This is a genomic window from Pandoraea captiosa (genome assembly GCF_902459775.1).
In the GTDB taxonomy this organism is placed as follows: domain Bacteria; phylum Pseudomonadota; class Gammaproteobacteria; order Burkholderiales; family Burkholderiaceae; genus Pandoraea; species Pandoraea captiosa.
On the sequence record NZ_CABPSQ010000012.1, the window covers coordinates 128896 to 155641 of the forward strand.

Sequence of the window (26746 nt, forward strand, 5' to 3'; positions counted from 1 at the left end):
ATGAGTGAAACAATGAACACCCAATTTGCAATTGTCGGCATGGCATGTCGCTTTCCCGGCGGAGTGGATTCTCCCGAGGCGTTCTGGGAACTGCTGCGTTCGGAGCGAGACGCTGTCACCGAAGTCCCCGTCGAGCGATTTGGCACGGAGTTCTATCGCCATCCGTCGAAACGAGAACCCGGCAAGAGCTATACGTTTGCAGCAGGTGTGCTCGATGATGTCGCGGGTTTTGACGCTGCATTTTTCGGCATCTCTCCGCGTGAAGCGACGCAAATGGACCCGCAGCAACGACTCCTGCTGGAGCTGTCGTGGGAAGCGTTCGAGGATGCGGGCGTTCGCCCCGTCGACATGAAAGGGCGCAACTGCGCCGTCTATGTCGGTGTCGCCAGCACCGATTACGGCAGTCGCAGCATGGACGACCTGAATTCCGTCGATCCGTACTCCGCGACCGGCAACACCACCAGTATTGCGTCCAATCGTGTGTCGTATCTGTTCGACCTGCGCGGCCCAAGTATGTCCGTCGATACCGCGTGCTCGTCCTCGCTCGTCGCCTTGCACCAGGCATGCCGTACGCTCGCATCCGGCGAAGCGGAAATGGCGCTCGCGGGTGGCGTCAACCTGCTGCTTCACCCATTCGGGTTCGTGAGTTTCTCGAAAGCATCGATGCTTTCGCCCACAGGACGGTGCCGGGCATTTGACGCATCCGGCGACGGCTACGTTCGATCCGAAGGCGGCGCGTTGGTCCTGCTCAAGACGTTGGAGCGCGCGCTCGCCGATGGCGACATTATTCATGCGGTCATCGCAGGATCGGCTGTCAATTCGGATGGATACACACAAGGCGGCATCAGCGTGCCGGGGGCGGCAACGCAGGCCGCGTTGCTCGAACAGGTCTACCGGCGCGCGGAAGTCGATCCCGCCACGGTCGACTATATCGAGGCACACGGTACCGGTACGGCCGTCGGCGACCCGATCGAGATGCGTGCCCTGCTGCAGGTCGCAGGCCGAGGGCGAGACGCTTCCCATCCTTTGCTCGTCGGTTCGGTCAAAACGAACATCGGTCACCTGGAGACCGCATCGGGTATGGCGGGTCTGTTCAAAGCCATACTTAGCCTGAAACACCGTGCCGTGCCGCGCACGCTGCATTTCACAACCCCCAATCCGAATATCGATTTCGGAGAGGGCCGGATGCGCGTCGTCGATCGCTTCACGCCACTCAAGCAGGGCGAAGACACGTTGACTGTCGGCGTCAACTCGTTTGGTTTCGGCGGCACCAATGCACACGTCGTGCTTCGCAGTGCGCCCACGCAACGCACCGTGGACACCGTCCACGACACGCCGCTGCCCCACGCGCCTCCTCTCGCCCCGTTGATGCTGACCGCCCGCACACCTGCCGCGATTTCGGCAATGGCCGCGCGCTATCTGGAGAAACTTGAGCGCGGCGTTTCCTGGCAAGCGCTGGCCGCAGGGGCGGCACAACATCGCCAGTGGCTGGAACATCGTGCCATCGTCGCCCCGGCGGATGTTCAGGCAGGCCTGGTCGCGTTGCGGACCTTGTCTGTGCCGGGCGAGCGCCGCCAGGTCGCGGACGTCATCCTGGGCGAAGCCACATCAGGTGAACGGCCGGCTGTGCTCGTCTTCTCCGGGAACGGTGCGCAGTGGGAAGGGATGGGTCGAGAACTCATCGCTCAGGACGCAGTCTTTCGTGCAGCATGCGAATCGGTCGATTCGCTGTGGTGCGACCTCGGAGAAGCTTCGCTATTGCCGATGCTTCGCAGCGGGGTCGGTGCCGACGCGCTCGCCGCCACAGAAGTCGCCCAACCCCTGCTGTTCATGATGCAGGTCGGGATCGTGCGTGTACTGGAAGCAAGAGGTGTTCAATTCGACACCTGTGTGGGTCATAGCGTCGGTGAGGTCGCCGCAGCTTGGGCCGGGGGGCAGCTGAGCCTCGCACAGGCCGTGCGGGTCATACGAGAACGTAGTCAGGCACAAGCATTGACGCGAGGCAGTGGTCGTATGGCCGCTGCGGGCATCTCCGCCGATCAGGCAACGGCACTCATTGCCCGTTTGGGACTCTCCGGTCGAATCGAAATCGCAGGGATCAACAGTCCGCAATCGGTCACGCTCGCGGGTGACCTGCAAGCCCTCTCGATGCTTGGCGACACGATTCAGGCACAAGACGACTTCTTCCAGTTGCTGGGTCTCGACTACGCATTTCACAGTCGCCAGATGGACCCGATTCGCGCGCGTATCGAAGCGCGACTCGACGGTCTCGAGCCTTCGCGGGGCACCCGTCGGTTTGTGTCGACGGTGACCGGCCAGACGTGCGATGGCCGTTCGCTCACTGCAGACTACTGGTGGCGCAATGTCCGAGAACCGGTGCGATTCGCAGATGCCATTTCCCACATCGCCGCTGAGGCACCGAGGGTGTTTTGCGAAATCGGGCCGCATGCGATATTGCGCACCTATGTCGAACAGACACTCGCTGCCGGACAATACGCCGGGCGTGCGACGGGGGTACTCAAGCGACAGCGCGACGGCGCCTTGGCCCTCGCCCACGGTGTACTCGCATGCGTTGCACTTGGCGCACGCGTGGACACCCGCCGCTTTGCGCCGCCGGTGGCGGGCACTGCGCGCGTACCGTTGCCCGGTTACGCCTGGCAGCGCGAACACTATTGGCTTACGCCAAGCCCCGAGGCATACAACCTCGTTAATCGCAGACGAGAGCACCCATTGCTCGGCTATCGGTTGCGCGAGCACACCCTGGCCTGGGGCAACCAGATTGATCCCACCCGGCTCCCGCTGCTTTCCGATCACGTCGTTGACGGTGCTATTGCGTTCCCCGGCGTGGGCTACGTCGAAATGGCGATGGCCGCGGCACGCGAGCACTTCGGTGTAGAAAGCTGTGCGCTCGACAACGTCGAAATCCATCTCCCGCTCGTATTTCACGAAGCCCGCGCCAAGCGCGTGCGCTGCATCGTGGATCCCGACAGCGGCTACTTCACGATCGAGACGCGCGAGCGCATGACAGATGAGCCCTACACGCTCAATGCAAGCGGACGATTGCTCGCAAGCGGCACCACGCTCACGGACGACAGCACCGTTCCCGCCGTATGGCTCGATGCCATGCTGGCGCGACCGGCCATTGCAGGCAATGAACTCTATGAACGGACCGCCACTATCGGGCTGACATATGGCAGCGCGTTTCGTTGGGTGACGTCGGTACGCGTGCACGGGGACGTGGCATTGTCCGAAGTGGCAATGCCCGAGGGACTGGCGGAAGCGGCTACGCCCTCCGATGCATTCGTTCTGCATCCTGCGTTAATGGACAGCGGCCTGCACGCGCTGTTCGTGCTGCTGTCCGATGCCAGCGAAAACCTCGATCGGAGCGCCTACGTGCCGGTTCAGTTCGGTCGCGTTGACTATCTTTGCGAAGCACCGGTGCATTACGTCGTCGCGCGTGTGGAGCGACGCAATCCGCATTCCGCCGTCGCCTCTTTCGAATTTGTCGATGCCAGCCGACGCATCGTCGCGCGACTGGCCAACTGTCGCTTCAGGCGTGTCGATCTGATCGGCAGACGCCAACAGGCCCCGTCGCGCTTTACCTTTTTTGCGTCGCCACAACCACTTCTCGCTCAGCGCCAGGCGACAGCACTACCTGCACCGGCAGAACTCGCAGCCTCTGCTGCATCAAGTACACAGGCCAACTTGTCTGGCGCACGTCGCGAGACGCATTTGACCGAGGTGCTCCCTCTTCTGGACATCCTCGCCAGCGGCTACGCGCTTGCTGCACTGGAATCCGTCGATGCCTTCGGTGCAGGGCACGCTCAGGCCGCCGCGCATCGTCCCCGACTGTATCGGGCGCTGGTTCGCATGCTCGTCGAAGACGAACTGGCCGAAGTGGCGGACGGACAGTTGTTGAAGAACGTCGGGATGTGCGCAGAGCTTCCGCCGACCGACGAACTTTGGCGTTCCGTGCTCGCGCAATCCCCGGCGCACGTCGCCGAGCTAAGTCTGCTTGCCACCGGTGGCAAGCGGCTCGGCGTAGCACTTCGCGCTGAACTAGACGGAGAGACGCCCGGCAGAATATCCGCCACATCTGCAGCACTGGCGGAGCACTGGCGCGATGCGTCTCCCACGTGGGCATACGCCAATAGCTGGCTCGCGAGCTGTATCGAAACCGCGGTGCAAAGCTGGCCGCACCGACGGCGCCTTCGCGTGCTGGAAGTCGCATCTCCCGCGCACGAGCAGGTGCGCCCGCTCGACGCCCACGTGTCCCTCGCGCGATGCGACCGCACCCTTGCAGGCGCTGCCACGCAAATCCATGGCTTCGAAGCCTCGGACCGGGCCGAAGTGCGGCTCGCGACGCTCGTCCGAGATGGCGAGTACAGACTGGACGTCGGTTCAGGCAACGCAACGCCCTGCTATGACATGATCGTCATCGGTCCACAGATGGGCGCCTGGCGCCAGGCCAACCTGATCGCCTGCGACGCGGAGTCCGCACCTGATCCGCATCTCGCCTCTGCGCCTCGCCTGCTCGCCGCCGCCCGCCGCTGGCTCGCGCCGGGTGGGTTGCTCGTGATGGCGCAACCGGTGCATGCCCGCATTTCTGAAATTGTCTTTGATACCGATAAAACCGAAGTCGCATCAGTCGCACAATGGCAGTACTGGCTCAACGAAGCAGGCTTCCGTGATGTCGAAGTCCATCGCGAAGCCAATCTCGACCTCGAAGGCTCGCCTGTCATGTTCGCAGCGCGCGCCGGGCAGGGCATGTCCGAATCCCGTACGCCCGACGCAGCATCGCCGGATGGCGAGACGACGGGTCATTGGTTGATCGTATCCGCACAGGCCGGCAACGACCTGGCCGCTGCGGTGAGCGCGACGTTGGTCTCGCGGGGACATCGAACGCTCTCGGTCTCGCCCGCCACATTGGCAGATGCTTTGGCGAATGCGCCGACCGGGATCTCGGTCAACATCGCCTTCGTTGCGCCGTCGCCGACGGTCGGGGCGGCGAACGAACAGGACGATGACGTCGACGGTGACGCTCTACTGCGTGCACAATCGCACGGCCCGCTTGCACTGACGCATTGCGTTCGCGAGATGGTAAGTGCATCGGGCAGTGTCAACGCACGCGCCATTCATCTTTGGATCGTGACGCAAGGGGCTGCACCGGTCGTCGTCCCTGCGGACGAATCGGACGAATCGGACGAATCGGACGAATCGCATGCGTGCCCCGAGCAGAGCACGTTGTGGGGGCTCGGGCGCGTGATCGCCAACGAACATCCCGAATGGCGCCCCCGCGTGGTCGATGTCCGTGTCGCCGACAACACGCGCGCCGAGCGTCTGGTCGACGAATTTCTGGGAAATAGCGCTGAAGAGGAGATCATTCTGACCTCTCGGGAACGCTATGTGACGCGTATGCTTGGCGCCGCAGTGGCCGAGCAGCGGGAAGGGGCGACAGATGAATCGCCTTTGCTGTCCATTCCGGCCGTCGACGTCTCTCTCGGCTTCGAGGCGCCCGGTTCGCTGCGCAATCTCAAATGGCTTGCACGTCCGGCGCGCTCCCTGGGGGATGACGAGGTGGAGATTTCTCCTCGTGCCACCGGCCTGAACTTCCGCGACGTGATGTACGCGATGGGCGTTCTGTCGGACGAGGCTGTGGAGAACGGGTTTGCCGGCGCAACCGTCGGCATGGAAGTCTCTGGCGTAGTCACCCGCGTCGGGCGCAATGTCACCAACGTGAAACTTGGCGATGCCGTCCTTGGATTTGCCAGCGGGGCGTTCGCCAACCGGGTACTGACGCCATCCAATGCCGTCGCTACGATCCCGGGCGGGCTGACTTTCGAGGAAGCGGCCACCATCCCGACGGCCTTCTTCACCGCATGGTATGCGCTTAACGAACTGGCGCGCGTTCGGCGCGGCGAGCGTGTGCTGGTTCATGGTGGCGCAGGCGGTGTCGGGATCGCCGCAACGCAACTGGCGAAATATCTCGGTGCCGAGGTGTTCGCCACGGCAGGCAGCGAAGAGAAGCGGGATTTCGTCCGACTATTGGGCGCAGATCACGTTTTCGATTCTCGAAGCCTGCGCTTTGCGGACGATATTCGTACCCGAACGCAGGGCGCAGGCGTCGACGTCGTGCTCAACTCGCTCGCCGGGGAGGCTATGGTTCGGGGAATCGATGCGCTGCGCCCGTTCGGCAGATTCCTGGAACTCGGCAAGCGCGATTTTTACGAGAACACGCGCGTCGGCCTGAGGCCGTTCCGCAACAACATCAGCTACTTCGGCATCGACGCCGATCAGTTGATGAACGTGCAGCCGGAACTGACCGCGCGCCTGTTCAGCGAGCTCATCAACCTGTTCGAGACGGGTGTCCTCCACCCGTTGCCCTATCGCGCCTTCCCGGCAGCACAGGCGGAAACGGCTTTCCGCTACATGCAGCAAGCGCGTCAGATCGGCAAAGTGCTGATCACGTATCCGCATGGAACCCCGGCGCCTGCCCCGGGCCGGGTGCCCTCGACACCGCTCGCGCTCTCACCGGACGCCACCTGGCTGATCGCCGGCGGTACGGGCGGCCTCGGTCTTGCGACGGCCATGCGATGGATTGCGCGAGGCGCGCGACATATCGTTCTGGCCAGCCGAAGCGGTCAGATTTCCGCGCACATGCGTGATGCCCTCGACGACCTTGTGGCAAGAACCGGTGCGACCGTCGAGACAGTGACATGCGACATCGCGTCGTCAGCACAAGTCGAGGCCTTGGTGACGTCGTTGACGCAGCGGCCAAATCCGCTACGTGGTGTGGTCCATTCGGCCATGGTGATCGACGACGGACTGGTGCGTAACCTGGACGACGAGCGTTTCCTCTCCGTTCTGTCGCCGAAGGTCGCAGGCGCCTGGAATCTGCATCGTGCGACACGCTCGGTCCCGCTTGAGCACTTTGTCGTCTATTCGTCTGCGACCACCTTCCTCGGCAATCCGGGACAAGCGAGTTATGTCGCGGCGAATACGTTCCTGGAGTCGCTCGTGGCTCGACGCCGTGCGCTCGGGTTACCTGGGACCTGCATGGCCTGGGGGCCCATCGAAGACGTCGGTTTTCTTGCTCGCAACGCCACCACACGTGAAGCGTTGCAATCGCGCATCGGCGGGAACTCGATTACGTCGGACGAAGCATTGCTAGCGCTCGAATCCGCCTTGGTTCGAGGCGTATATGGGGAGGCAGTGGTCCGATTGGACTGGCGCACCGTGGCACGTGGGATGCCCGCTGCGCGAGCGCAACGCTACGTCGACCTGGCTCCCGGTCGCCTCGACGACAACACGGGCGACGGTACAGACACGCTGCACGCTCAGGTCAGGTCACTGCCTCAGGCTCAAGCGTGTTCGCTGGTAGAAAACGCATTGCAAGGTCACATCGCTCGGATTTTGCATATGTCCCCGGACAACGTCGAACTCGATCGCTCGGTCATCGACATGGGAATGGACTCGCTAATGGGCATTGAGCTCGGCATGGCCGTCCAGGAAACGTTCGGCGTGAAGTTGTCGGTCATGGCGATTACCGAGGGCGCCACGATCAGCGGATTGGCGCAAACGATCATGCATGCCATACGTGGCAACGCCGGGGCGTTGCACGACGACGAGAGTCACGGTGTCGCCGATCAGGTGACGGCGATGTTCAACCGACATGCCATGCAGCAACCGGACGAGGTCGCTGCCACTGTGGCAGCGACGCTGGGGCAGAACGCGGCGGCCCAGCGACGAATTAACGTTGCATGATTTGCCCGGCCCGAAGATGCCGGCAATGCAACGAATAACGAGATACATAATCAGTCACGGGGATAACCATGGGAATGGGGGAGCAGGTCAGACGACAGTTGGCCGCCAAGGCGTTACAGCGTCAGATGCAGCGTGTCGCCGATGATGCCGACAAGCCGTTCGTACCACGACCGGCAATCACCGCAGATACCGACGCTCGCGGTGAGCTGACAAGGTTCGACACGATGTCGCAGTATCAGCATGTCCGCATCATGCGCCAGATGGGCGACACGCTTAAGGTCGATTCGCCATTCTTTCGCGTGCACGAAGGTATGGCGGGCGCGACGACGACGATCGGCGAGCGGACGTATTTGAATTTCGCCAACTACAGTTACCTCGGCATGGCCAGCGAAGCGCCGGTCGTCGCAGCATCCAAGGCGGCCATCGATCGATACGGGACATCGTCTTCGGCAAGCCGCATGGTGGCGGGAGAGCGGCCCATTCAACAGGCGCTGGAGCGTGCCCTGGCCGATTTCTACGAGGTCGAGGACAGCGTGGTCTTCGTGAGTGGGCATGCCACGAACGTCACCGTTATCGGCGCACTGTTCGGTCCGGGAGACCTCATCGTGCACGATGCGCTGGCACACAACAGCATCGTGCAAGGCGGACAATTGAGCGGTGCGAAACGATTGAGCTTCGCGCACAACGACTGGCGCGCGCTCGACGCTCTGCTCTCGCGAGTGCGTCACGAATATCGACGTGTGTTGATCGCCATCGAGGGCCTGTACAGCATGGATGGCGACATTCCCGAGCTGAAACGTTTTGTCGATATCAAGCGGCGTCACGCGGCCTTTCTGATGGTCGATGAGGCGCACTCCCTCGGCGTGATCGGCGCAACCGGTCGGGGCGTGCGCGAACATGCCGGCGTCGCACCGGAAGACGTCGACATCTGGATGGGTACGCTATCCAAGACGCTGGCGAGCTGTGGCGGCTTCATCGCTGGCAGTCGGGTATTGACGGACATTCTGCGCCATCTTGCGCCAGGCTTCCTATACAGCGTGGGTATTGCCCCGTCTGCGGCAGCGGCGTCGCTTGCAGCGTTGCGGCTGATGCAGACGGAGCCTGAACGTGTTGCGACCTTGCGTGAGCGCGGGCATCGCTTCCTTCACCGGGCACGCGCGGCGGGCTTCGACACAGGCACCAGCGAAGGCTACGCCGTCGTGCCGATCCTCACTCGCAGCTCACTCAGGGCCGCGCAATGGGCGAATGCCCTGTTCGACGCCGGGATCAACGTTCAACCGATTTTCTATCCCGCGGTAGAGGAGCAAGCGGCGCGGTTGCGATTTTTCATCTGCTCAACGCACACGCCCGAACAGATCGACCATGCCGTGGACACACTGGCCCGGCTGGCCAGGGGGGCAATGTGAGCGCCGTGCTGTCCGAGGCGGCGTTACCCTGTCGCAATCATCACTATACGTTCCGTCGTGCCACGCGCAGCGACGCGCCGGCCTGTTCCGACCTGATTTTCTCGTCTGGACCGAAGGAATTCGCGTATCTGTTCAACGATACAGACGAACGATGCGTCGCCTTCCTAGAGTACGCGTTCGCCATGCGATTCGGACGCTTCTCATATCGACACCACCACGTTGCGGTGCGCAATGACGGGCAAATCTGCGCCACCCTGGCAACCCATACCCGAATCCAGTTGTGGCTCGGCGACATCGTATTTGCGGGGCAGCTTCTGCGCCGCTACGGTGTGGCCGCGAGCGCCCGAATTCTTGTCAGAGGGCACGTTTTGTCGAGCACACTGGCACGCCCCAACCGTGGCGAAGTGCTGATTTCGCACTGTGCAACTCACGTCGCAGTGCGGTCGCGGGGCATATTTCGGCGCCTGTTCCGGCACGTTACGACGGCACGCCTTTGCGCTGGTAAAGCCTGGCTCAACGTTCTGGATTCCAACATCGACGCAAGACGGCTATACGTCCGGCTCGGGTTTGCCGACGCGCCGAAAAGTCCGCGGCGCAGCCGCAATCTTCCCGCATCCCTCAACACTCGCAGCATGTACTGGCGCGCATGTCCTCAGGAAAACGCCTCATGAAAAACTCGCTCTCTCAAACGATTCTCAAAACGGTGCTCTCGCGAAGCATCGTGCAGGCGGGTTACGAAGGCATCCTGGGGCGACATCCGGATGACGAAGGCCGAAAGGTATATGAGAGGTTCCTGCGAGGCTCGGGCACCCTCGAAGCGTTTCTTAAGGATCTGTCACGCTCGGAAGAAGGATGGCGCGTCACGATAGCCGAGCGCGCCGAGGCGCTGGTGGCCTCGGTACGCGAAGCCCTGCGCCCAGACGCTACTACCTATGTCCATTGGGACGCATTGACCGCTCGTTTGCGCGACACGGGCGACATACACGAATTCGTCGATGCCCTGCTTCGCAACCCGAACGTCAGACTGGCATACGACGAAGCGTCCGGGGTAATGCACCCGATCGTCGCCCAACGGGATGCGCTTGCGCGAGCAGCGTGTCGAGCGTCTGCGCAAACCATTGATCCACGCGCGTGCCGACGATTTCGTCACGTGTTGCGCCAAGACAATTCAGCGCACTTTGATTCGCGGCCAGCACACGCCCCGTATCGTCGAACGCGATCAACGCTTGCGCGAAGCCGCCAAGATGATCTGCCTGCTCCTGCAATTGCAGCAACCAATCATCGCGATAGTGCTGAAAGAAATACTCGCTCTCCACGACCTTCGCCGTCAGATTGACGAGCGCGAGCGTATGGAATTGGCTCTGACGGGTGACGTCGGCGGTTGTCGACGACACATCGATGACGGCGAGCAGTTCGCCTTGCGGCGCAAACACCGGGCTTGCCGTACAGGTCAGCGGCGTATGACGCGCACGAAAGTGATCCTGCTGACAGATGATGACGGGCGCGCGCTCGACAGCGCATGTGCCGATGCCATTCGTGCCCTCGCACGATTCGCTCCAGTCGGCGCCCGGCCACAAGCCGGCACGATGGAAGTCGTCGCGCGTGCCGTCGTGCAAATGCGAATCCACGATCACACCGTCCGGCGCCGTGAGCAATACCGCCTGACGCGGATTCATCAACTGACGCTGCAAGCGCTCCAATACCGGCAGCGACACCGTGCGCAACCGCTCCATGGCATGACGGCGATCGCGCAACTGTGAGGACGCCAGAACACGCGGCGCCCTGTGCGCGCCCGGATCGAGCGCATGAGTGTCCAGGCAACGTCGCCATGAACTGGCGATATTCGGGTCGGTCGGGCCCGTGCCCGATGACGCCTGGCCCTGCACGACATTCAGCACGCGACGCGCGTGCGCGGACTCAGTGGTGGGTGGCATTGGTCGTCTCCCCCGTGCCGGATGTTCGTTGATCTCGTGGTCGTTTCCGAAGCATCTCCCATGGCGGGATCGTTTGCAATGCGCTGTGTCAATCGGAAGCAGCGAAGCGATTGAAGATACCCGGACCGTGTCACGCTCGTGAGACAAGACGTGTCATCGTGTGAGACACCCGTGTCACGGATCCGGTACACGACGCGCGGCCCCATCGGGCGCGGATCCGCATGGCGACGCGTTTCGGCGTAGGTGGCCCGCGAATTGCTTGGTGCCTCATGCGTGGCTGGCAAACGACCCGCCACCGTCACAACAATACCCGGAGACACGACATGCGATACGCCCCACCCGGCACGCCCGGTGCCCTGCTGTCCCTGCAATCCCGTTACGAGAACTTCATCGACGGCAAGTTCGTGCCGCCGGTCGAGGGACGCTACTTCATCAACACCTCTCCTGTCACCGGCGCGATCATCGGCGAATTCCCGCGCTCGAACGGCGCGGACATCGAACTCGCGCTGAACGCCGCGCACGCCGCAGCGCCCAAGTGGGGAAGAACCTCCGTACAGGCGCGCTCGCGCATTCTGTTGCAGATCGCCGACCGTCTCGAATCGCAACTGGAACGCTTCGCCGTCGCGGAGACGTGGGACAACGGCAAGCCCGTTCGCGAGACGCTTGCTGCCGATCTGCCGCTGGCCGTCGACCATTTTCGCTATTTCGCCGGATGCATTCGTGCGCAGGAAGGCACGGCCGCAGAGATCGACGAGCACACCGCCGCCTATCACTTCCATGAACCGCTGGGCGTCGTCGGTCAGATCATTCCGTGGAATTTCCCGCTGCTGATGGCCGCATGGAAACTGGCCCCGGCGCTCGCCGCAGGCAATTGCGTGGTGCTCAAGCCCGCCGAGCAAACGCCGCTCTCGATCACGCTTTTCGCCGAGTTGGTGGCCGACCTGCTCCCACCGGGCGTGCTCAACGTCGTGCAGGGCTTCGGCAAGGAAGCGGGCGAAGCCCTCGCGACCAGCAAGCGCATCGCCAAGATCGCCTTCACGGGATCGACGCCAGTCGGCAATCATATCCTCACGCGGGCCGCCGCCAACCTGATTCCGAGCACCGTCGAACTGGGCGGCAAGTCGCCGAACCTCTTCTTCGAGGACATCATGCAAGGCGAGCCCGAGTTCATCGAAAAGGCGGCCGAGGGCCTTGTGCTGGGCTTTTTGAATCAGGGCGAGGTTTGCACATGTCCGTCACGCGCGCTCGTACAGGAGTCGATCTACGAGCCGTTCATGGAAGTGGTGATGAAGCGCGTCGAGCGCATCACGCGCGGCGACCCGCTCGATACCGAGACGGCGGTCGGCGCGCAAGCGTCGCAACAGCAGTTCGACAAGATCCTGACCTATCTGGATCTGGCGCGCCGCGAAGGCGCACAAGTGCTGACAGGCGGGGGTATCGAGATGCTGGACGGGCCGCTCGCCTCCGGCTATTACATCCAGCCGACGCTGCTCAAGGGCGAGAACAGCATGCGCGTGTTCCAGGAAGAAATCTTCGGGCCGGTGGTCGGGGTCACGACCTTCAAGGATGAAGCCGAGGCGCTCGCCATCGCCAACGATACCGAGTTCGGCTTGGGGGCTGGCGTGTGGACACGCGACATCAATCGCGCCTATCGCATGGGCCGCGGGATTCAGGCCGGGCGCGTCTGGACCAATTGCTATCACCTCTACCCGGCACATGCGGCGTTCGGTGGCTACAAGAAGTCGGGAATCGGCCGTGAGACTCACAAGATGATGCTTGGTCACTATCAGCAGACGAAGAACCTGCTGGTGAGCTACGACGTCAATCCGCTGGGCTTCTTCTGAGCGCTTTCCGCCCCCGTGCGGCAAGCGATTCCGGCAAGCAAGACCGACACGTCTCGCTGTCGAGTCCTTACTCTAGACCTGCGAGACCTTGTGGCAGATCAAAGACGCGTCGCACGGCGAGTGCGATGCTGTCTTTGATGCATGCAAAAGATGTTTCTGAGGGCCCGCAGCTGCGCATTCCGCGCGCGCGGAGCGCCCCCGACAGAACAGATAAGGAGCATGACCATGAGCACGACTTTCTTCATCCCCGCCGTCAATATGATGGGCATCGGCAGTCTCGACGAAGCGATTGCCGCCCTGCGTCAATACCATTTCCGCCGCGCCCTGATCGTGACCGATGCCGGACTCGCCAAGGCAGGTGTCGCGGAGAAGGTCACCAGGCTGCTGGCGCAGCAGGACATTCAATCGGTCGTGTTCGACGGCGCCAAGCCGAACCCGACCGTGGCCAACGTCGAAGCGGGCCTCGCAATCCTCAGGCAAAACGACTGCGACTTCGTGATTTCCCTCGGCGGCGGATCGCCGCATGACTGCGCGAAGGGCATTGCCTTGTGTGCGACCAACGGCGGCCACATCTCCGATTACGAAGGCGTCGATCAGTCGAAGAAGCCGCAATTGCCGCTCGTCGCCATCAACACGACGGCCGGCACCGCGAGCGAAATGACACGTTTTTGCATCATCACGGACGAAAAACGTCATGTGAAGATGGCCATTGTCGACCGGAACGTCACGCCGTTGCTGTCGGTCAACGATCCGGCACTGATGGCTGCCATGCCTAAGGGCCTGACCGCCGCGACCGGCATGGACGCCCTCACGCACGCCACCGAGGCCTATGTGTCGACGGCGGCCACGCCGATCACCGACGCCTGTGCGCTCAAGGCGGTAACGCTGATCTCGCAGAACCTGCGTCGGGCGGTTTCGCATGGCGACGACATGACGGCGCGCGAGAACATGGCGTATGCGCAATTCCTGGCGGGCATGGCGTTCAACAACGCATCGCTGGGTTACGTCCATGCCATGGCGCACCAGCTCGGCGGGTTCTATGACTTGCCGCACGGTGTGTGCAATGCTGTCCTGCTGCCGCACGTCGAGGAGTTCAACGCAAGTACGAGTGCCGGACGCCTGAAGGACATTGCACAAGCGATGGGCGAGAAGGTCGAGGGCTTGAGCGACGAGGAAGGCGCAAAGGTCGCGATTGCGGCGATCCGCCGGTTGTCGAAGGATATCGGCATTCCTTCAGGCTTGGCCGAACTGGGTGCGAAGGAAGCCGACGTGCCCACGCTCGCGGCGAACGCGATGCAGGACGCGTGTGGCCTCACGAACCCGCGCCGCGCCGAACAGGCGGAAATCGAAGCGATTTTCCGTCGGGCGTTTTAATGAGGTGCGACATCGATGCGACTGATAATTTCCAGTCGCGTCGAAGCGCTTAAAGATGAAGGGATGAAGGGATGAAGGGATGAAGGGGTTACGGAGAGATATCGCTCCGTAACCCCTTTTTTACGACGATGCACCAATCAGCGCGTCGTCATGCCGACAGGCGGTTGTTGACGTTGAATCGTATTCACCGTCACACCTGCAAGCGTGGCGATACCGTTCGCAACGTCGGAGCCGACGTTTTCCGCGACCAGACTAATACCGTTGATGGACGAGCGCGCGGTATCTTCCACGGTGTAGGTCTTGCCCGACACATCCACGCGAGCCTTGATGTGGTCTCCACCCGCTAGAAAACCCAGCATGACGCGGGCGACGGCTGAACGGGTGCTGTATTCCTCGACGGTAATTTTCACCGGAACCCCATTGGCGGAGACCAGCATACCGTTTTTATCAGCCTGCTTCTTGAACGCGTCGATTACCCCTGACTTCACCTCGTCATCGATACTGTGACCGTTCGATTCGATGGTCGGCAGCGCAACCCCTTGTTTCAGGGTTGCAGCAAGAGCCGGATCGACGCCACGCGAGGAATCCGGCCCCGAAGACGTCGAAGCGCACCCGGTCAATGCGAGGATCATGCTCACCACCGCCGCGCGTGAGAAATTACGTACGTTCATGCTGTTACCCCTTTTCTGGATTTATAAGAGTGCCGTTTGGCAGCCACCGAAACATACGGCGCAGTGCAATTCGGTCTTGTACTCCCCGGAAGACCGCACGAACGCGCGACTTTGGAAGCGGTGGCGGCACCACCGGAATTCCCGACCATTGAGAAATGGTCGAGACAAGCATTACGGAAACGGGAAGGGTTTTCTTTAGGTTACCGACACACTTTTTCGCTCATCCCGGAATTCTCGAGGTAATAAGGACGAAAGGAGTGAAATACAAAAGGGCCGCGTAAATCACGCGGCCCTCCGGCCATTCACGCAACGCGCCGATCAAGCCATCGCCTGCGCGCCTGACGGTGCTTCCCGGCGACGGATTCGCCACCAGATCAGCACGGCGACGAAGGCTTCGAGCGCCGCCACGATCCACAGGCCGCCGTTGAAGCTGCCCGTGGCGTCCTTCACCAGGCCGAGCAGGTAAGGCGAGCCGAATCCGGCCAGATTCGCCACCGAGTTGATGAACGCAACGCCCATCGCTGCGGCACCGCCCGCGAGGTAGGCATTCGGCAACTGCCAGAACACCGGAATGGCGCCCATCGTGCCCGAGACGGCAACAGCCAGACACAGAAACGCCGCCACGCCGTTGTTTCCGGCAAAGAGACCCACACCCGCGAGCCCGCACGCCCCCACGAACACCGGAATGGCGCAGTGCATGCGCGCCTCGCGTCGCTTGTCCGCGCTGTACCCAATGGCGATCTGAAAGATCGCACCGAACACGTACATCACCCCCACCAGCAACCCGATATGCAGCGGGTTGGTCGGCCCCAGGGCACGAACGATGGTCGGCGCAAAGAACGAGAGTGTCGCGTTCGCGGCCACGATGCCGAAATAGATCCCAGTGAGCAGCCAGAGCTTCGGGCTGCGCACGGCCAGCAGGAAACTGTGCTCGCGCTTGCCCGCGCTCTTGCGATCAACGTCCAGATCGGCTTGCAGCAAACGCTTTTCCTGCGCCGACAACCAGCTCGCCTGCTCCGGCTTGTCGACGAGAAACCACACGGCCAGCACACCCGCGAGCACGGTCGGCACGCCTTCGAGCAGGAACAGCCACTGCCACCCCGCCCAGCCGTTCACGCCGTGCATGCCGTTAAGAATCGCGCCTGCCAGCGGCGCACCGACCACGGAAGAGACCGCCGACGCGGAGATGAACCACGCGAACGCCTTGGCGCGTCGGTGCGCCGGAAACCAGAACGTCAGATAAAGCAGCACGCCCGGTTGAAAGCCCGCCTCGAACGCGCCCAACAGGAAACGCATGACATAGAAGTAGGCCGGCGAGTGCGTGAACATCATCAGCACGCAGATCGTCCCCCAGCCCAGTGTGATACGCGCGAGCGTGCGACGTGCGCCAATGCGCAGCAGCAACCAGTTGCTCGGAATTTCCAGAAAGAAGTAACCGAGAAAGAAGATGCCCGCACCGATGCCGTAAACGGTCTCGCTAAAGCCCAGATCCTGCTGCATTTGCAGCTTCGCGAAGCCGACGTTGACACGGTCGATCCACGCGAGCATCCACAAGATGAAGATGAACGGAATAATCCGCCACATGATCTTCCGATAAATCGGATCGAGCATTTGCTCGGACGGATTGGCGAACGCGTGGCTCGCATCACCGGCGAGCGAGGGTGGCTGTTGTTGCATTTCAACTCCTCCCGGAGTGGCGTGGGTCGGCACACGTCATCGTCGTTTTGATTTCGATGTCGACGTGGATATTGACGTAGGTGTTGGTATGGCTACTAATTTTGAAACGAATCGCGAGATCGACGACAGTGCGCGGGCGCCGAAGCGAATGGGTCTGAATCGACCTCAGACGGCTTCAGGTGGCTTCAGGTGGTCAGGCCGCTTCCCCGAGACGCATCGCCTGAAGCAATGCACGACACGCTGCCGGCACGGGCCCGATCACGGGAATCGAGAAGCGCTCGCATAGCGCCTGCGCCGCTTCCCCCAGAGGTCCGCCGCCGATCACGACGGCTTGCGCACCGTCCTGTCGAATACACGCCTGCACAGCATCGGCGAGACGGTTTTCCAACTGCGACGGCACATCACCCAACGCAAGCGGATCGCCCGTCGTGAAACGCGCGCCGGTAAAGGTTGCACCGAGACCGAGCTTGCGCACGTTCGACGCAATCGAGTTCGCGAGCCGGGGCGTCGTCGTGGCGATACCGAACCGTCGACCGCCTGCGCCCGCCTCGCGCACGGATGTCGCGCCGATCCCCACGACCGGCACGTCCAGGCGCGCGCGCAGCGCCTCGATGCCCGGATCGCCGAACGCGCCGACGATCACGCCGTCTGCCTGCGCCGCGAGCGCCACGATTTGGGGATCGTTCACGGCATCCGCCGCGTCTGCCAGATCCTGCTCATTGACGATCATCGGCGCACCGCGCGCTACCGTCGCACCGACGACCGTCGGCGGCGACGCCATCACGCCGGCGAGGTACGCCCGGGCAATGTCGACCATCATTTGCGTCGTTGCCGTCGACGTGTTGGGGTTGATGAGCAGGATCTGAGTCATGGAAATGCCAGGTCGAAAAGCTTCGAAAATCAGGAAGCGGCAGACGCCGTCGCCTCTGAAGACGCGCGTGCAGCCGCGCGGGGGTCGGATTCGCCCGGCGCATCAGGCCCATCGATCGGTTTGCCGAACGTCTCCGGTGCGAAGGTCAGCGCAATGGCGAACACGGCGTACATCGCGGCCATCATCCCGAACATGCCGCCGATGCCGTACTGATCGAACACGCGCCCGGCGACCAGCGGCATGGCCGCCCCCGCCAACGTGCCCAGCGCCAGAATGAACGCCGTGCCGAAAGCGCGCACGCGTGTCGGATAGAGCTCGGGCGCGTAGATCCAGATGGACGTGTTGAGCAGCAGCACGCAGAACTGGAACGCCGCGCCAAAGGCGAGAATCAGCGGCTGCGATTTCGACAGAAAGCCGAAGCACAAACCGATGACGCAGGCCGCGATGGCGCCGAGCGTGAGCACGCGCTTGCGCGGGAACCGGAAGCCGAAGTAGGACGCCGTGATCGCACCGAGCAAGCTGCCCGACTGCATCACGATGGTGAAAGCGAAGCTCTTGCTCAGCGTGTAGCCCTGCGCCATGAGGATCGTCGGCATGAGCGTGAGCACGGAGATTTGCGCGCCATACGTCATGCACACCGCGATGCCTACGGCGACGGTGCGACGCGCCAGCGGCCCGACGAACACCTCGCGCAGACGCACCTTCTCCGCCCGATGTGCGCCGTGCGCGGCTTCGCTGAGATAGCGTTTCGTCGCGCTGTCCGCGCCCTTGCCAAGCTTGCCCGACGCGAGCACGTTGAGCACGCGGTTGGCCTCTTCCACGCGTCCTTTGGAGACGAGGAAACGCGGCGTTTCCGGAATGAACCGGCGATAGAGCAACACGAAGAACGCGGGCAGCACCAGACAGCCGAACAGCCAGCGCCAGCTATCGGGACCGGGAAAGAATGCGAAGACGGCCAGCCCGAACGCCGGCGCCAGCATGTTCCCCAACCCGCCGCCCGCAACGTTGATGGCCCCCACCGCCACGCCACGGAAGCGCGACGAACAGAACTCGGCGAGCATGGTCACGGCAATCGAGATTTCGCCGCCCAGACCGAAGCCGACGATGAAACGTCCCGCGGCGAGCATGGTGTAGTTGGAGGCAAGGGCGCAGATCAGCGCCCCCAGCGTGAAGAGCATCAGGTTGATGCTCAGCATCGTGCGGCGTCCGTAGCGGTCCGCGATGTAGCCCGACCCCAGCCGACCGAACGCCGCCGCACCGAACGTCAGCGTATTGAGGAAGCCGATCTGCGCGGCAGAGATGCCCCAGTACTCGCGCAGCAGCGGCCCGACCAGGCCCACGGCATTTTGCTCGAAGACGTCGAACAGCACGCCGAACAGGATCAAGGCAAGAATCTTCTTGTGTGACGGCGTCACCCCAATGTCGTCAAGCGCTCTTTCGAGCTGCTGCAACCTGGGTTCCGACGAGGATACGACCACTTCTGCGCCCATCGTAAAACTCCCTGCGCCATATCTGGCGCCTTCGCGACCGATTGCCTCGCCCTCTGATGAATCCGTTTGGTTAATATTTTTTCAAATTATTTGTTTTTGAAAATTATTTTTCATATGAGGGTTTTACCTGACCCTGCGGCGGCGACGGGCACGCAACGTCCTTGGCATGGAAATGCCAAGGAATGGCGGACGGAGGGTGCTGAGGGTGCCGAGACGGAAGGGCGCGAGGCGGGAGTGCAGGCGTGCGGGAGGAAGCGGCCGGGACGGTCGTGAAAGCTATGCCCGCACGCCGGACGAACGCGTCAGATTTCGTCGAGCGAGTCGTGGAACGCTTCCACGAGGCCGAGGTGACGACGCCCGGGATTGCCAGCCATCGTCATGACCTGCGTGACGATCAGATGGCACAGACCGATGACGGCGGTGTGGTTGTCGAGCACGCCCGGTCCCTGAACGTCGCACTGCAACGTCCACTTCGCGGGCGCAGGTGCGGCAGCCCTCGAAGACGGTTTCGAGGACGCCGCCCGCTCGGTGACGTAGACGAGGCTCGGGCAAGCCTTGGCGAGTTGTGCCACCACGCTCGACATCTGACGCACCCGACGGCGCAACGCGAAGACGATGACCACGTCGTCTGCCCCGATGCCCGCAAGGTGTTCGCCCAACGTCTCCCCTGCGCCCGGAATCACCTGTGCGCTCGGGACGATTTGCAGCAATTGCCAACGCAGATACATCGCCAGCGGATGACTGGAGCGAAAACCGACGACCCACACCTTGCGCGCCGCGAGGATGGCCGCGGCAATCTGTTCGATTTCGTTGGACGAGAGACGGCGGTAGGTCGCGTCGATGTTGGCGAGGCTTTGCTGGCGTTGTGCGCCGACGAGATCGTCTGCGGCGGCCTCGCTCACCGCAGTGGTCGCGGCCATCGCCAGCGGGGAACCGGCGCGCTGCTCGGAGCGCACGTGCTTACGCGCTTCGTCGAACGATTCGTAGCCCAGACGTCGAACGAAACGCGTGACGGTGGCGTTCGAGACTTGCGCGAGCGCGGCGAGCTCCGACGCGGAATAGCCTGCCAGATCGCCGGGCAGATCCAGCGCGAATTCCGCCAGCCGCCGCTCCGACGGGGAGAGTTGGTCGAGTTGATCCCGGATGCGTCCGACGAAAGACTTCTTCACATGAGATGCCATGAGCGTTTGCAGGGTGGTGGCGGGCGACTGCGGCTGGCTATTGTCGCTTAAATTTGTCGCCCGCACCCGTCGTCTGCATCCGTCGCCTGCACCCGTCGTCTGCATCCGTCGTCTGCATCCGTCGCCTGCCCCTGTCGTTCAAACGCCGGTCCGCCCAAGCCCTGTCACCGCCTGCAGGATCGCCACGCGTGCCTGACCGAGAATTTGTCCTTGCCAAACGGGGTCGTCGAAGCAGAAAGCCGCCCGCATCGACTCACGAATCGACGACGCCAGCGCGTCCGGCGCTTCGGGATGCTGTCTTAGCCACACGTCGGCGCGCAACGTATGCAGCATGTCGATGAGCGGCACCGTGCCGTACTCGATGGCCATCGCCGTCACGCTCGCATCCGGGCGGGCGGTGCGCAGTGTGTCGAGCAACGGCCCGCCGACGTTCGACGCCACCGTCGTGCCGTCGACCGGACTGGCGAGATCCGCTCCCCACCACGCGCGGGCTCGGGCCAGTTCATCGGCATCGAGGGCGCCCACGCAGATCTTTTCCCCATGCCCGGGCGGGCCGAGTCCCGTATGAAAGTCGATCCATCCGATGGCGTCGCAGGCCGTCGCATGCGTCTCGATCAAGGTGCGCATCAGCCGTGTGCTCCACACGGGTTCGCGCCCGCCGTAGAACAATCCATCCGCAAACGCATACTGTCCGACCGTCAGCGCTCGCTGATAGGCCGCCTCGCCGTGCGTGGCGATGTAGTCGGCGATCGCACGCACGTTGTCGTCAGACGGCGGCCATGTCGGCGGCACGAGCAAGGCATGCAAATCGGCATACGCCTCGTTGACAGGCAGCGGTTGCGTGAAGTCGATGCTGTTGCGATTCAGATCGACGTTGTCCTCGTTCGTGCGCGACAGCCACGAGAAGCCATAGGGATTGATGGCGTGTACAACGAGAATTGCGACGTCGGCGGCATCGAGTCGCCCTCTCAGCCCTTCGTCCTCCAGCAGCGCGATCTGCGCCGCGCTGCCGCAAAAACCCTCCACGCCATGCGTGCCGGACGTGAGGATCAACAGCCGTCGTGCGTCGGAAGCACCGAGCCGCACGACATCGGTGGCCAGTGTCTCGCCTTCACGGCCGACGATGTCCGGAATGACGTAGCGCGAGACCCCGACACCCGCCTGCGCGGCGGCCGCAGCGAAACGCTCGCGCGCCTGACGATAGCTATTCGAAAACGGACTGGTACGCATTGGCCGTCACTCCGCAAGGAAAGCTTCGGTGAGCCGCACCCAGTAGGTCGAGCCGAGCGTGAGCACATCGTCGTTGAAATCGTAGCTGGTGTTGTGCAGCATGCACGGCCCCAGACCGTGACCGTGTGCGCGGTGATCGCCCGTACCGTTGCCGATATAGGCATAGCACCCCGGACGCTCCAGCAGGAAGAACGAAAAGTCCTCCGCGCCCATCGTCGGGTCGATCGGGTCGACGACGTGATCGCGGCCCACGATCTCTTTCATCACGCCCAGCGCGAACTGCGTCTCTGCCGCCGTGTTGACCGTCGGCGGATAGTTGCGCAGAAACGAGAACTCGACCGTGCAGCCGTAAGCGGCGGCGGTGGATTCGCAGAACTCGCGCATGCGCGTCTCGACCAGATCGAGGACTTCGAGCGAGAACGTGCGCACCGTGCCCGCGAGCGTCGCCGTGTTCGGAATGACGTTGATCGCCTCGCCCGCCTGCATCTGCGTAATGGACAGAACTGCGGCATCGATGGGGCGCTTGTTGCGCGTCATGATGCTTTGCAGGCCGGTGCCGATCTGCATGGCGGTGAGCACGGGGTCAATGCCGTCATGCGGCATGGCCGCGTGTGCGCCGGTGCCTTTGACGACGATGCGGAACTCGTTGCTCGACGCCTGCGTGGCGCCGATTCGCGCGCCGAAGCTGCCGGCGGCGAGGCCCGGCCAGTTATGCAGGGCAAATACGGCGTCGACCGGAAACTTCTCGAACAGGCCATCTTCGAGCATGGCTTTCGCGCCACCGCCGCCCTCTTCTGCTGGCTGGAAGATGAAGACGACAGTGCCGTCGAAGGTGCGATGTTCGGCGAGATGCTGCGCGGCGCCCAGCAGCATGGCGGTATGGCCGTCGTGTCCGCAGGCGTGCATCTTGCCTGGGTAGGTCGATGCGTGCGCGAACGTGTTGAGTTCCTGAATGGGCAGCGCGTCCATGTCGGCCCGCAGCCCGATCACCTTCTTTCCGGTGCCGTTGCGCAACACGCCGACCACGCCCGTCTTACCCAGTCCGCGCGTGACTTCGATGCCCCACGATTCGAGTCGTTGCGCCACGATATCCGACGTTCGCGCCTCTTCGTAGCGCAGTTCCGGGTGAGCGTGGATGTCGCGTCGGATGGCTTGCAGTTCGGCCGAGCGTTCGGCGATTTCGGGAATGATGGACATGGGAGTCGTCTCTTGAAAGATGCCCCGGATGGCACTCGACGCGACGCTTGCATCGGCAAGGTCGGCGGCTCGCGCCATTGGACAGGGGGCAGGTTGGGAGAAATTCGGTGGGCGCGTCGGCGGCATTCGCCGACGGCCCTGATGCGCGATGCTTGATTCGTGATGGGTGCGTTAGCGCAGCGGCTGGCGCGAGCGGTCCTGGAGCAACAGGATGGTGACGAACCCCACGGCCGCACCGAACAGCCCGTAGTACACCACGGCAAGTTTGTCGCCCGTCCATCCGATGAGCAGCGTGGCGATGGCGCCAGCAAAGCCACCGAAGATCATCACGGCGAAGTTGTAGCCGATAGCCATCGACGTCGCGCGCACATGGGACGGGAAGAGTTCGCACACGAACGCGCAGTACGAGCCCTGGAACAGACCGAGCGTGAGCATCAGGCAGCACTGCACGAAGATCAGCATCGGCAGCGTCGGCATATGGCTCACGGCCAGGAACAGCGGATACGCGATGATCAGGCTGATGAGCGCAGAAGCGGCCATGGGTTTCTTGCGGCCGATGGCGTCCGAGATGCGGCCGGAGGCAAACGTCCCCACGATATAGGCGACGGCAGCGCACAGCGACGCGATCACGCTGCTCTTGAACGGAATGCCCAGCGACTTCGTCGCGTAGCTCGGCATGTAGTAGTAGAAGATATACGTGCCGATGGTGCCGTAGACCGTCAGGCCGAAACCGGCGACGACCTGGCGCCAGTGTTTTGTGATCGATTCGATGAAGGGCGAGCGTTTTTCGACCGGCTTGTTGCGCGCGTCCTTGAAGACGGGCGACTCGTCCAGACGCGATCGCACGTACAGACCCACCGGCACGATCAGCAGGCCGATCACGAACGGGATACGCCAGCCGAATGCGTCGATCTGTTCGGGTGTCAGCGTTTGCGTGATGCCGACCGACACGATCGCGCCGAGCAGCATGCTGCACGCCTGCGCAATCATCTGGAAGCTGCCGTACACGCCCCGGCGCTCGACGGGCGCATGCTCGACGAGAAATGCCGTGGCGCTACCGACTTCGCCGCCTGCGGAGAAACCTTGAAGGAACCGGCCGATGAGCATCAGCACGGGCGCAGCCATGCCGATCTGTGCGTATGTCGGCGCGAAAGCGATGACGGCGACGCCGAGCGCCATGACGGAGATCGTCACCAGCAAGGCCGATTTACGGCCGTGCCTGTCGGCATAGGCGCCGAGGACGATACCGCCCAGCGGGCGCGTGAGGAAGCCGACACCGAAAGTTGTCCATGCGGCGAGCAGTGCGGCGGTCGGGTTATCGCTGGGGAAAAACTGACGGGCGATGTTCGCGGCGAAAAACGTGAAGACGGTGAAATCGAACCATTCGAGCGCATTGCCGATGGTGGACACCGCAATGACGCCGACGTCGATGCGCTTACCTGATCGTTCGGTAACCGCAGGGTTTGCGGCGCTGTCGCGCCCAACCGAAACTTCCATGGGGAGACTCCTCTTCTATGAAGGGTTTTCGCGGCAAGCCGACCGCACTCGCTTCGCCCCATTCTGCTTGTGCCAAAAAACCAATAAAAGCTAGAATTTGTGGTCTTTCATCGCAACTTTTTTGATGAATTGACGGGTGAGTTTCGAGATGTTTTCTTGGTGTCGAACGGGTCTCGGGTGGGTCGTTCGGCGGGAATTGAGCGCGTTTCGTCACGAATCGCCTTCCGAATTCCAATGCATTTTCAGCAACCCTTGCGAGCGAGTCATGAGCAATTTGCGTTTTATGAAGACATTCGCGACGGTCGCGAGATATGGGTCGTTCGCTTCGGCAGCCGAACATCTTGCGATGACGCAGTCGGCGGTGAGCATGCAAATGCGGGCGCTGGAGGAGGAATTCGGACATCCCTTGTTTGACCGCGTGGGACGCTCGGTTGCGCTCAACGCGATGGGACGTGTTTTGCTGCCGCACGCGGAACAACTGCTGGCGCAGTATCAGACGATGCGGATGTTGGCCGCAGGGATTGAATCGACGGCGGGTCCGGTCACGATTGGCGCGGTGGAGTCGGCGGTGAGTGCGTTGGCCCGGGCGGTGTCGCAAATCAAGCAGGCGCAGCCGCATCTTGAGATATTGATTCAGACGGCCCGGTCCATCGAACTGACGGCGAAGCTCGATGCGGGCGAGATCGATTGCGCGGTGCTGGTGGAGGCTTCAGGGAGGCGCCCCGCCGGCGTGCGATGGACGCCGTTGTATCGGGAGCCGTTGGTACTGCTGGCGTCGTCGGCGTTGAAGTCGGGGTCAGTGACGAAGTTGCTTGAGACGGAGCGGTTTTTGCGATTCGACCGGACGCAACGCACCGGGGCGCTGATCGACCGGGCGGTGAAACGTCAGCACGTGAAAGTCAGCGACTTTCTGGAATTGACGTCGATAGAAGGGATCGTGGCTTTAGTTCGCCAACGTGTCGGGATCGCGGTTGTCCCGCTGCTGAGAAGCGCCTCCTGGGCACAGGAAGATTCGCTGCGCGTGATGCCCCTTCCAGGCGTTACCGAGCAACGCAGCATCGGACTGCTCGAACGAACCCGTCACGACAAGATGGGAATGACTGCGGCCATTGCGCAGCAGGTGATGGCGCAGGGGTGAGTCTCGACGCCACGCGGCTATCCTGTGTATCGAGAGCTCAAGAACGCTTATGACGCCGAGAAGTTGTCTGGCAAGTACTCTGCGGTATGAGGGCCGTGGCGGTCGAACCCTTCTTTGGAAAATTCGTGATCAAGGCCTTTGCCCGACGTTTCCGACCAGCCAGTGTCAGGCTATGGATTTCCCTCTCTGTATCACTCCGTCCTCGAGATCGCATCAATGAACTGCCTGTCTCCAACAAATGTCGTCACGTCAACAATCCCCGGCCGCCGAACTGCACAAGTAATCGGAAGATTGAACATCATGCAATCATCAAGGTTCAAGTGGTACCACTCGCTTCCCTGAAAATCCTCGATTTCTTTTTCACTAACCTCGAATCTATAGGCAACGTAGACGGTTTTTTTCGACAGAAGCGCTGCTATCGAAATCACAAAAAAGTATTGAGCCCCCTGAGATTTGAATGCGCTCGCAAGGTGACACGCATCTTTGTCAAACAATGCCTTATCGTCAATTTCGAACGTGAGCCAACCTCTGCGAGCAACATTTGAGCGATTGAGAGAGCCGTCATCGTGAATAAGGCTTCTCAATTCTAAAAATTCCTTCTCGCTCAGCTTCACGTTTCGATTATTTAGGTCCATATCGAATTCTCTTGCACCCAATGCGAATGCCAGTAGGCATTGGGCGTCTGCGCACTGTTGACCACCGGGCCGCTGACGTTGATCGTCGCGTTAAGTCCCGCCGTGATCAGGCTGCCGACGTCCGTCAACGACCCGGCGTTGATCGTCAGATTGTTCCCTGCATCGATGATCGACGAGTTGCCCGACTGCTGATCGACGTATGCCTCGCAGTAGCTTTCCTTGTAAGAAGCATAATGCTTGCGTCGACTTCGCGAACTTCCTTGCTACATTCGACGCGCTTCGAGACCACCTCACAGAAATCCTTCGCCACTTCGTTAGTTTTCGGATGATCTGAGCAATGCCTGTTCCTCCGGATTGAACTCAAACGTCCAACAACTAGCAAAACGTCGAGTATTCATCTAAGAGGCTCCCATGACCCACGAAATGGGCTCTGAGGAAGTACCCAACGCCAAACCTCCCCCGATTGCACACAGCGATACCATCGCTCCTCCAACCCGTAAATTAGGTCCACGCTCGGGGCGGTTACCGCAATGCGTTCTGTCACGCCAACGTCAATCTGCGCGGAAAGCCACGTCAAAAACCGCTCCGATTCCTTCGGAGATTCAAATCCATGAATCTCCTCCCAGTTACATGCGTTCATGGTCACTTTATCCATGATTGATCCACTCTAAATCCGGGGGAAAGACTACCTGATTTCCTCCGCCGACCAGCCCGCCTTGAGGAGCTGCAACGCCGGTAAAGTAAACAGTCCCCGGTGGAATTGACCTGCTCCCCCTGAATAGTCCGCAGACGGTGTAGAGTCCGTTCCAACGAAGGGGAACGGAAGTGAAGAAGCGA

General features: G+C 62.1%; 16 protein-coding genes and 1 pseudogene. 6 read left to right on the forward strand and 11 right to left on the reverse strand.

Going from position 1 to position 26746, the window contains the following annotated elements; all coding sequences use genetic code 11:
• Nucleotides 1-12: 12 nt before the first annotated feature.
• From PCA31118_RS22705 to PCA31118_RS22715, 3 genes are all read left to right on the forward strand, one after another.
• On the forward strand, nucleotides 13-7764 hold the full coding sequence (locus PCA31118_RS22705; RefSeq protein WP_246190386.1) for a type I polyketide synthase: 7752 nt from the start codon (nucleotides 13-15) through the stop codon (nucleotides 7762-7764).
• A 68-nt stretch (nucleotides 7765-7832) separates the two neighbouring features.
• Entirely contained in the window at nucleotides 7833-9170 is a 1338-nt protein-coding gene (locus tag PCA31118_RS22710; protein WP_150627239.1) for an aminotransferase class I/II-fold pyridoxal phosphate-dependent enzyme, read from the forward strand.
• Entirely contained in the window at nucleotides 9167-9841 is a 675-nt protein-coding gene (locus PCA31118_RS22715; protein WP_150627240.1) for a GNAT family N-acetyltransferase, read from the forward strand. The genes PCA31118_RS22710 and PCA31118_RS22715 overlap by 4 nt, the downstream gene beginning before the upstream one ends.
• Before the next feature lie 348 nt (nucleotides 9842-10189).
• Here the strand turns inward: PCA31118_RS22715 and PCA31118_RS22720 are convergent, their stop codons facing one another.
• Nucleotides 10190-11104: a sigma-54-dependent Fis family transcriptional regulator gene (locus PCA31118_RS22720; RefSeq protein WP_246190387.1), complete on the reverse strand. Its 915-nt coding sequence runs from the start codon at nucleotides 11102-11104 to the stop codon at nucleotides 10190-10192.
• Nucleotides 11105-11427: 323 nt separating this feature from the next.
• Between PCA31118_RS22720 and exaC the strand changes: the two genes are divergently transcribed.
• Together exaC and yiaY are read left to right on the forward strand one after the other, a co-directional pair.
• Nucleotides 11428-12948 carry an acetaldehyde dehydrogenase ExaC gene (gene exaC / locus PCA31118_RS22725; protein WP_150627241.1) on the forward strand — a complete coding sequence of 507 codons (1521 nt, stop codon included), beginning with the start codon at nucleotides 11428-11430 and terminating at the stop codon, nucleotides 12946-12948.
• Between the two features lie 225 nt (nucleotides 12949-13173).
• Nucleotides 13174-14322, forward strand: coding sequence for an L-threonine dehydrogenase (gene yiaY, locus PCA31118_RS22730; protein ID WP_150627242.1), 1149 nt, complete (start codon nucleotides 13174-13176; stop codon nucleotides 14320-14322).
• Between the two features lie 137 nt (nucleotides 14323-14459).
• Here the strand turns inward: yiaY and PCA31118_RS22735 are convergent, their stop codons facing one another.
• From PCA31118_RS22735 to PCA31118_RS22770, 8 genes are all read right to left on the reverse strand, one after another.
• A complete protein-coding gene (locus tag PCA31118_RS22735) occupies nucleotides 14460-14993 on the reverse strand; it encodes a DUF4410 domain-containing protein (protein ID WP_150627243.1) in 534 nt (177 codons plus the stop codon).
• A 318-nt stretch (nucleotides 14994-15311) separates the two neighbouring features.
• On the reverse strand, nucleotides 15312-16670 hold the full coding sequence (locus PCA31118_RS22740; RefSeq protein WP_150627244.1) for an MFS transporter: 1359 nt from the start codon (nucleotides 16668-16670) through the stop codon (nucleotides 15312-15314).
• Between the two features lie 193 nt (nucleotides 16671-16863).
• A complete protein-coding gene (locus PCA31118_RS22745; RefSeq protein ID WP_150627245.1) occupies nucleotides 16864-17541 on the reverse strand; it encodes an aspartate/glutamate racemase family protein in 678 nt (225 codons plus the stop codon).
• A 29-nt stretch (nucleotides 17542-17570) separates the two neighbouring features.
• Nucleotides 17571-19031: an MFS transporter gene (locus PCA31118_RS22750; protein WP_150627246.1), complete on the reverse strand. Its 1461-nt coding sequence runs from the start codon at nucleotides 19029-19031 to the stop codon at nucleotides 17571-17573.
• A gap of 302 nt (nucleotides 19032-19333) precedes the next feature.
• On the reverse strand, nucleotides 19334-20212 hold the full coding sequence (locus PCA31118_RS22755; RefSeq protein WP_150627247.1) for a MurR/RpiR family transcriptional regulator: 879 nt from the start codon (nucleotides 20210-20212) through the stop codon (nucleotides 19334-19336).
• Nucleotides 20213-20350: 138 nt separating this feature from the next.
• Complete coding sequence (locus PCA31118_RS22760) at nucleotides 20351-21442, reverse strand: M14 family metallopeptidase (RefSeq protein ID WP_150627248.1); 1092 nt, start codon at nucleotides 21440-21442, stop codon at nucleotides 20351-20353.
• Nucleotides 21443-21448: 6 nt separating this feature from the next.
• Complete coding sequence (locus PCA31118_RS22765) at nucleotides 21449-22639, reverse strand: M20 aminoacylase family protein (protein WP_150627249.1); 1191 nt, start codon at nucleotides 22637-22639, stop codon at nucleotides 21449-21451.
• 171 nt (nucleotides 22640-22810) lie between these two features.
• A complete protein-coding gene (locus PCA31118_RS22770) occupies nucleotides 22811-24136 on the reverse strand; it encodes an MFS transporter (protein ID WP_150627250.1) in 1326 nt (441 codons plus the stop codon).
• 265 nt (nucleotides 24137-24401) lie between these two features.
• Here PCA31118_RS22770 and PCA31118_RS22775 point away from each other — a divergent pair, with 265 nt between their 5' ends.
• Nucleotides 24402-25274 carry a LysR family transcriptional regulator gene (locus tag PCA31118_RS22775; RefSeq protein WP_150627251.1) on the forward strand — a complete coding sequence of 291 codons (873 nt, stop codon included), beginning with the start codon at nucleotides 24402-24404 and terminating at the stop codon, nucleotides 25272-25274.
• A 191-nt stretch (nucleotides 25275-25465) separates the two neighbouring features.
• Here PCA31118_RS22775 and PCA31118_RS22780 read toward each other — a convergent pair whose 3' ends face one another.
• Nucleotides 25466-25909 carry a hypothetical protein gene (locus tag PCA31118_RS22780; RefSeq protein ID WP_150627252.1) on the reverse strand — a complete coding sequence of 148 codons (444 nt, stop codon included), beginning with the start codon at nucleotides 25907-25909 and terminating at the stop codon, nucleotides 25466-25468.
• Nucleotides 25903-26133, reverse strand: a pseudogene (locus tag PCA31118_RS27710) (hypothetical protein); the annotation flags it as partial. The pseudogene PCA31118_RS27710 and the gene PCA31118_RS22780, both read right to left, overlap by 7 nt.
• Between the last annotated feature and the right edge of the window lie 613 nt (nucleotides 26134-26746).